Here is an 8,006-nt window from a genome sequence, read left to right on the forward strand (position 1 = left end):
TTTCTCCTTCCTTCGAATCAAACGGTTTAAAAGTTGTTTTCCTCTAGGACGATCGTTACAGAGGCCAGCCGACAGAATACCGCTTTGCGTTACATAGTCAATCGCCGCGCCACCCCACAGCGCAAAGTCGCGATTGTGTCCCTCCAGCCCTCCAGCGGGCCCAGCGATCCGCGTTGGGCGTACCGGCTTTTCCAAACAACGCTGTACCTCGTGCAAATTCGGACATCTTCCTCATTAACGTCCGGAAAGAATTTGTCCGCGATGGCCACTTTCTCCTGGAGAACCGGCTGCGCCATTGCTTCGGGCGGCACCATGATGTCGTGCAAGAAGCGAATCCGGCCGGGTCCGAGTGGGAAAACCCTGCATACGATCCCCCAGTCCGGAAAAGGAGAGATGAAGAAATTGATGGTCTCGATCTCCATTCCGCTGAAGCCAAAGGCGCTGTCGCCTTCGACGGCGACCACGGGTTGCCGCTCACGACGGCCGCCCCGATGGCGTATCCCATTCCGATACCCATCACGCCCCACGTTCCGCAGTCGAGACGCTTACGAGCCTAGTGCATGTCTGCAAGTCGGCGATTTGCACAAGCCGAGGATCGGCCTGAGTGCCCACTTATTGCCCACAATTTTTGAATTCGGTTTAGAGAGCGAGATTTCCAGGGAAAACAGTCGCATGAAACATGATCTGGCCCGCGCTTGTGATCTTATCGATTGCCTCGGTATTCGCGCCGAGCACTTGCTCGAGTGTCAGGCTCGGTTCAACGCCGCCACGCGGCGGCGGAAACGGCAGCGGCTGAATCTTGTGCTCGCGATTCAGCTCATCTATTTCCTTGTACGCCGGGTTGTCAGACGGATGTTTGATCTTGAAGCGCGTAGGGTCCGCGGTGGCTTCCGGTTGCGCAAAGAGCGGCCCTTTGACTGGTCGGGGCGAGCCGCCGCCCGGCTTTGGCGCAGTGGAAGACGCGCCTCTGACGCGCTTGCGTGTGGGTTTACGTGGGGGCATGGCGGTTCTCCTTGCCGTAGGAAAGGTCAGTCGGGCATATGCCACGGAACGTTGACGATCATGATCCGCTGTTTGCCCTTACGCATCAGCCGGACGGCGATCATTTCCGGCCGCTGGTTGTGCAAAAAAATAGCGCAGCCAATGGCGCTCGACCAACTCCGGTAGCATTACCGCGATCATGCGATCAGGATTCTCTGCTTCGAGTTCCAGGATCACCGAAGACGGATACCTGCCGCGCGCGTTTGCCAATCGCGGTCGGCGGCTGGTTTATTCCGAAGGCAAATACAGGTATCCCTGCCAGTACCCCGAGGCGTTGCTGGTCTTCCTCTTCGGAAGCGAGCGGACGGCCCAGAACAGTGTCGACAAAGGACAATCTAGGCATAGCGGTCTTCTGCCAGTCGCCGGAACGATGACTCTATCACCGTCAGATGACCGCGATGTTAACGAAGCAGACAAAAACACGGTAAGAATTTTGGCAGCAACGCGGCCCGTGAACGCGATTCCGCCATCTGCCTAAACTGACTCAGTAGGTCGCATAGACCTTAGTTAGAACCCGAAAACAATAAATCGGAGTGCCCACAAGTGCCCACTCCAAGCTTATATTGGATGCTCAACGATAAGGTTGACGGTCAAAATATTCGACTAAGCGTTCGTCATGCATCTGAATATACTTGCGATTTTCGCCGGACCCAGAAAGATCGGCCGCATCGCAACTATTCCAATACTTGGAGGGCTGCATCATAAATACATCCGGCTTTAGGTTTTGACTACGGACAGGTAATCGGGCGTGAAATATCCTAGCGGTTACAGCGTTCGCTTCTCGGACGACGGTGAAATGCTGGTGTGTCTCGGTCGGAATGTCGTTGTCATCGACGTCGCCGCTCGCCAACGGCTGTCGACCAGCCATCCGCTTTCACATCCTTCCAACGCCTGCTTCTCGCCGGATGGCGGGACACTGGCGGTCAAGAGCACCAGCGGCCGCATCGTCATCATCAAACCCCGCTCGGGCGAGGTCTTGTTTGACCACAGGAACCAAAAGGACGGCGAAGGTGGGGAGGTGCAATTTTCGCCTGAGGGCGACATGTTGGTCGATGGCTCCTGGGGCGGCGGCCTCACAGTCCGACAGGCCATGGATGCCTCGATTCAGTTTCGGGAGCAATTCCCTGGAGAGATGATCCGCCGCGTAACGCATGACGAAGCTCGCCGGAATTGGCTGTTCGAACATTCGCCGAAGTTCCGGCCCGGAGAGACCTCTCGCCCCCGGTCCTATGCCGTGTTGCGGAACTGGCCATTCGGCTCTGGTGATCGGCGAAAAATTACCTTCGGGTTCGACGTGGCGAACACCACGCTATCACCGGACGGGCGGAGCATTTGCCTTATCGAGAAGCCGATCGAACGGCTACACGTCGCGCGCGTTTCGGACGGTGCGGTCGTCGCGAGCAGTGAGCCGTTTGACCACGGCGGGACCGGCAACGAGATTGCGTGGTCGATCGACTGCCGTCACATCGCCTCGGTGCAGGCTCGAAAGTTTGTCTTCTATCGCGCGTCAGACTTGGCGGTCGAAGGTGAGGTGGTGTCTCAATACCCATCAAGCATCTCGTTCCGGGCCGGTCCTCAAGAGGTGGCGTTGGGGTCCTGGAACACGTCGGCAATCGTGCCGCTCAGTGCCGTGTTGCAAGGCGGCATGGCGCTCAAGTGACCGACTGTGTTCGCGCCTAAGGACCGGAGTCCAACCCGAACGGTCCCGCGCCGTGTTCGCATCCGGTGTGCCTACTCAAAACTAGAGTCGGACATATTGATGATGGAGCCCGCCGAGGATTGGAATCGATGCGATGCGGTCAATCTTCTGGATCCCGCGAAAATCCGGAGCATCTTTCGGCTTGAGTGCCCACTTACCGCCCGCAATTTTTGATTTCGGTTTAGAGAGCGAGATTTCCAAGGAAAACAGTCGCGATTTCGGTTGCAGGAATGTTCTCTCCAAAATCGACACTTAGCCGATTTAGGCTCACTTCGTTATCGAGAGTTCACGATTATTCCATTTTCACCAACAATCCGCGCAATCGTGCGGACTCGAACATCCACCGGAAGAAGACTATCGCAAAAGTGAAGTAGATAAGGTTCAATTCGAGACCCGCTCTAAAATAGACGGCAGAGAATGCCCCTCTTTCGATAGCCTCGCGCATGCCTTCGAACGACTGGGTCGTCGGGAGTACCGAAGCCATCGGACGCAAAAAGCGGGGCAGGGAGCTCAACGGGTAGAACACGCACGACAGGGGCATCAGGATGCCGGCGAAGCTCCACGCCATGGCCTGGAACTTGGTGGTGTATCGGAAGATCAAGCCGGTCACGACGATGCCCATCGCAACGGCGAAGAGAATCAGATTCAAAATGAACGGAAGTAGCATCGGCAGCATTGGAAACATGTCGTAGTTATAAAAGAGCCACGCAATCAAAGCCCCGACGCTCAAGCCGATCATCGCCTTCGCAAGAGTGACGACAATCAGGCCGGTCACGTATTCGGAAACACTCAGCGGTGAAGCGAATAGACTAACAAGGTTTCGCGACCACAGCTCCTCAAGGAATCCTACCGCCATGTCGCGTTGAAAAGCATTGAATAGCCCCCAGAGGATTACCGCGCCGAGTAAGCAACTAACTACGCCAGGCTTCAAGGCATCGCCATGGCGGAGATAAAGAGTGAAAAATCCCCACACCAGTATGTTCACTACCGGCCAATAGACCATGTAGGTGATGTGATTCGCGTTGTGAATCACCTCGTAAGTGTGCCGAAGGATGACGGATCTAATTCGATACAGCTTCATCTGGCGTGCGCCCTGCGATGCGAATGAAGACCTCTTCGAGAGCAGGTGCATTGCGGTCTTCGTTCAAAATTGAACGAGTTACTTCGATCGGAGTTCCGGTTGCGATGATACTTCCCTTGCTCAGAAAGAGAATCCGGTCGCACATCCGCTCAACCTCGTGCATGTTGTGCGATGTGTAGAGGACCGTGGTCCCGCGGCTCTTCCGCAGATCGAGCAGCACCTCTCTGACCTGCACCGCTGCCTGAGGGTCGAGGTAGGCAGTGGGCTCATCGAGCAACAACAATTCCGGATCGTTCAGAAATGCCTTGCACAGCCCGACGCGCGTAATTTCGCCGGAGGACAACTTCGACATCGGTTTTTTCTTCAATCTTCCAATGCCGAACTTCTCCAACAGCTCGTTGATTTTCGCTGAGGGATCGCGAACGTTGTAGATTCCGGCGAAGACCTTGAGGTTCTCCAGCACGGTCAGCCGGACCGGGAATGCCATGTATGGCGAGGTGAAATTCAATCTCTGCAGTATCTGTTCGCGGTCCGTTTTGAGACTCTTCCCGAACAGATGCACGCTGCCGGCATTTGGCGAAATCAGGCCCAGCATCATATGGATGATGGTCGTCTTGCCGGCCCCGTTGGGACCGACGAGGCCAGCAATTTCTCCGGCGTGAACGACGAATGACACGTCGTGGACCGCCGTGAACTTGCCGTAGGTTTTGGTTAATCGCTCGACGGTAACGAGCATCGCGCCACAGTACGCCACGAGCGCATCCAAAAACAAACGGTTCGTAGCGCTACTTTGCGGATCGAAACCATGCTCGATGAGTGTTCGATGCACAACCTATCCGACAACTTGCGTGTTCTCTATGTAACTTCGGCAGAGTAAAAATTACCCGACTAAATCGCTTGAAACATGAGGGCAAAATTCGTATTGTGCCGCTCCAGTTTGGTTCCCGGTTTGAGATAAACGGCAAACATTGATGGGGGCGAGATCGCGAAGGAGAAAGATAACCGATGGCTTCACTGTTTCCGTCCTTGCCGAAAGTCGACGTCGCTCGCGGTTCCCACTTGCCGCGGATCTGCATTGCCACCTGGGAAATTGAAGGACCGTCCCGCAATGCTGGCATAGGTACTGCCTACACCAGTCTGGCAGACGCGTTGAAGCGGGCCGGCTACGACGTGAGCATCCTGTTCCTTCTCGGATGTCATCCCACCGACGGAAATATGATCGATTGGGTTGACTACTACCGCACCGAGAAAGGCATGAGATTGATTCCTCTCCCGATGGCGCACGAGCCGCGAATTCATGCCGCTTGGGCCTCCAGCGTTTCGTATCACACCTACGTCTGGCTTAAGGAACATCAGCACGACTTCGATGTGATTCATTTCCCCGAATGCCAGGGGCTGGCATTTTACAGCTTGCTGGCGAAGCGCCAGGGCCTCGCTTTCGGTGACGCTACCTTTGTGATCGGTACGCACGGTCCGACATTCTGGGTAAAGGAGGGGAGCCAGGATTATATACGCAATCTGGGAGAGCTCGAGATTGATTTCATGGAACGAGTGAGCGTTTCCGCTGCGGATATCGTCGTAAGCCCCAGTCAATACCTTCTCAACTGGATGCAACACAATGGTTGGGAGCTTCCCGAACAGACCTATGTCGCGCCCTACGTCCTTCCCAAGACGGTCCTATCTGAAGAAGCCGTGCCGCGTCAGACACGAAAGAAGGTTCGCGAAATCGTATTCTTTGGACGACTTGAGATCAGGAAAGGTCTCAAGCTCTTCTGCGACGCCGTAGATGAACTCTGCGCGGATAGTCCCCATCGCGATTTTGAGGTCACCTTCCTGGGAAAGGAAACCCAACTCTATGGTCGTTCGAGCATCGGCTATATCAGCGATCGATCAAAAGCCTGGAACGTTCCGTGGCACCTTGTCGCGAATAAGTATCAAAAAGCGGCAATCGAGTATCTTCGAGGAGATGGACGATTGGCAGTGGTCTCGTCGCTCGCGGACAATTTTCCTAACACCGCACTGGAATGCGTAGGCGCCGGAGTACCGCTTTTAGTCAGTAATGTTGGCGGCATTCCGGAAATCATCGATCCAGCCGATAGAGAAAATGTTTGCTTCGAGCCCCGACCGGATGTGTTGGCAGAACGTATCAGGAGTTCCCTCGAGCAGGGCGCGTTTTCAGCGCGACCGTCGGCGTCATTTGCTGACACCGAAGGTAACTGGGTGCGTTGGCATGCCGGTCTTTCGCATCGAGCCAAAAATGAGCAGCCCGCCCGTAAGGAACGGCCGTCGGGCAGAGAATCTATCTTTCCCCTGGTAAGCATATGTTTCGCGTACAACGTTAGGGAGAAAGGTGCGGAAGCCACGCTGGCTTCTCTCAAGCAGCAAGACTATCCGCACCTCGAGATCATCTTGGCCGAATGCGGAGGCGATGGTTCGTCAGGGTCAAAGGCGTCGCTCGCCCGGCTGGGAAACCACGAACTGCGCAAGATTTATCGGCGCGGTAGCGAGATGGGCGCGGCGAGAAATGCAGCAGTGCGCGAGGCGAAAGGGGAATACCTGTTCTTCGTCGACGATCACACGCTCTTGCTGGCGCCTAACGCGATCTCCGTCTTCGTCCAGGTCGCGCAACGTGTAGATGCCGACATTCTCACCTCAGCAATCAGCTTTTTTCTGGGATCGTCGAATGGTTCCTCGGAAAGTCGCCTCGAACATTCGCGCCGGCCATTTCTCGGAGGCGATGCCGCAACGGGCGCTTTCGTCAACTGCTTCGGCAGCACCAACGCGCTCGTCCGGAGAGACGCGTTCGACACGATCGGAGGATTTAGCGACGAAGCGGTTTCAACTCTTGACGACTGGGAGCTCCTATCCAAAGCAGCGCTGTCGGGCCTGCGGATCGAGACGATGCCGGAAGTATTCCTCTGGCACCGTGAAGATCAAGACCGGGAGAGCATGGTGCACTCGCTCGTGAACGCGGTTCGTAGCGCTCGGCCCTATACCATACCTGGTCGTCAGGTCGCGCCTGCCGTCGAGCGGACGCTCTCCAAGGTGGTGCAATTCGGCCAGGGACTGAAGTTCGAACGAGATGCTAACACTGGAACTCCTCTCTCGCGCGGAGAACAGGGGCCTGCTGTGACAGGTTGAGCAGCGCCGCATAGCCAGTAAGCGGAGGAGTTACTTTTCGTGGGAAGGACCAAGTGACAGCTGATTAGTCTCGATATGCAATCGTCACGCGCTGTACTCGTCCTTGGAATGCATCGCAGCGGAACCAGTGCGCTCGCTCGCGGCCTGCAGATGCTGGGCGTCTATTTGGGGAACGACTTTATAAGTCCCAAGCCCGATAACCCTACCGGTTATTGGGAGGATAGGCACATCTTCGAAATCAATGAACGCCTGCTGGCTTTCTTCGGGCTCAAGTGGGAAGAGGTTGCGCTGATCGATGACGCTCGCTGGGACGAACCGGGCGTAGAAGCCCTGCGTACCGAGGCGGTAGCGTACCTGAAATCGGAATTCGTGAGTCATAGCTTATGGGGATTTAAGGATCCGCGCACTATTCGGCTGCTACCCTTCTGGCGCTCAGTGCTGCGTGTGCTTGAAGTAGATGAATGCTATCTGCTGGTGATCAGAAACCCGCGCAGCGTGGCCAATTCTCTTATCCGGCGTCACGGTATGGACGCGGTAACAGCGCACTTGCTATGGCTGGTATACGTAGTTCCGAACTTAAGTATGATTGCCAATCGACCATTTATAGTTAGCGACTACGACCTGGTGATGGCCGATCCGCGACCGGAGCTTGAGCGCATCGCCCACGGTCTGAAAATTCCGTTGACTGATGCCAGCAAGGCGGGGATCGACCAATTTGCCAGCGACTTTCTCGATCCGAATTTACGACATAGCTTCTTCAACGTCTCGGACTTTGAACTTGATCTCGACCTGCCTCCGCTGACTCGGGAAGCGTACCTCTGGCTGCGTTCGCTGGCGACCGACCGAACAGCTACCGACTCGCCTCGATTCTGGGCGGCCTGGGAAAGCAGTCGCAGAGCTGTTGAGAGACTTGTTGGCGGGGCGAGTTCGGCATGACTGGGTTCAATATCCAAACTCATGAGGAAGTTAGCGCCGACACCTCTGCTAACGGCGCTCATCTTTTTGTGGTGATAGGCGCTCAACGAACTGGTACCAACATATTGC

At 55.7% G+C, this 8,006-nt stretch carries 7 protein-coding genes and 1 pseudogene; 3 read left to right on the forward strand and 5 right to left on the reverse strand.

Annotation, left to right across the window (positions count from 1 at the left end; all coding sequences use genetic code 11):
* Positions 1-89 precede the first annotated feature (89 nt).
* The 3 genes and pseudogenes from WB650_RS21695 to WB650_RS21705 form a co-directional block, all read right to left on the reverse strand.
* Entirely contained in the window at positions 90-422 is a 333-nt protein-coding gene (locus WB650_RS21695) for an SRPBCC family protein (RefSeq protein ID WP_422306084.1), read from the reverse strand.
* A pseudogene (locus WB650_RS21700) lies at positions 405-550 on the reverse strand (thiamine pyrophosphate-dependent enzyme); the annotation flags it as partial. The gene WB650_RS21695 and the pseudogene WB650_RS21700, both read right to left, overlap by 18 nt.
* 89 nt (positions 551-639) lie before the next feature.
* On the reverse strand, positions 640-1,002 hold the full coding sequence (locus tag WB650_RS21705; RefSeq protein ID WP_422306074.1) for a hypothetical protein: 363 nt from the start codon (positions 1,000-1,002) through the stop codon (positions 640-642).
* 787 nt (positions 1,003-1,789) lie between these two features.
* Between WB650_RS21705 and WB650_RS21710 the strand changes: the two genes are divergently transcribed.
* Entirely contained in the window at positions 1,790-2,701 is a 912-nt protein-coding gene (locus tag WB650_RS21710) for a WD40 repeat domain-containing protein (protein WP_423962013.1), read from the forward strand.
* Between the two features lie 331 nt (positions 2,702-3,032).
* Here WB650_RS21710 and WB650_RS21715 read toward each other — a convergent pair whose 3' ends face one another.
* Both WB650_RS21715 and WB650_RS21720 read right to left on the reverse strand, forming a co-directional pair.
* Positions 3,033-3,821 (reverse strand): ABC transporter permease, encoded by a 789-nt coding sequence (locus WB650_RS21715; RefSeq protein WP_422303273.1) that lies wholly within the window; start codon positions 3,819-3,821, stop codon positions 3,033-3,035.
* The gene (locus WB650_RS21720) at positions 3,802-4,650 is read right to left on the reverse strand and encodes an ABC transporter ATP-binding protein (RefSeq protein WP_422303272.1); all 849 of its coding nucleotides are present in this window, start codon (positions 4,648-4,650) and stop codon (positions 3,802-3,804) included. The genes WB650_RS21715 and WB650_RS21720 overlap by 20 nt, the downstream gene beginning before the upstream one ends.
* A 176-nt stretch (positions 4,651-4,826) precedes the next feature.
* On the opposite strand from WB650_RS21720, the gene WB650_RS21725 reads away from it, so the two are divergent.
* On the forward strand, positions 4,827-6,962 hold the full coding sequence (locus WB650_RS21725) for a glycosyltransferase (protein ID WP_423962016.1): 2,136 nt from the start codon (positions 4,827-4,829) through the stop codon (positions 6,960-6,962).
* Between the two features lie 150 nt (positions 6,963-7,112).
* Positions 7,113-7,898 (forward strand): sulfotransferase family protein, encoded by a 786-nt coding sequence (locus WB650_RS21730; protein WP_422304489.1) that lies wholly within the window; start codon positions 7,113-7,115, stop codon positions 7,896-7,898.
* Positions 7,899-8,006: the final 108 nt, after the last annotated feature.

The organism is Binatus sp. (SeqCode) (assembly GCF_049584895.1).
Taxonomy (GTDB): domain Bacteria; phylum Desulfobacterota; class Binatia; order Binatales; family Binataceae; genus Binatus.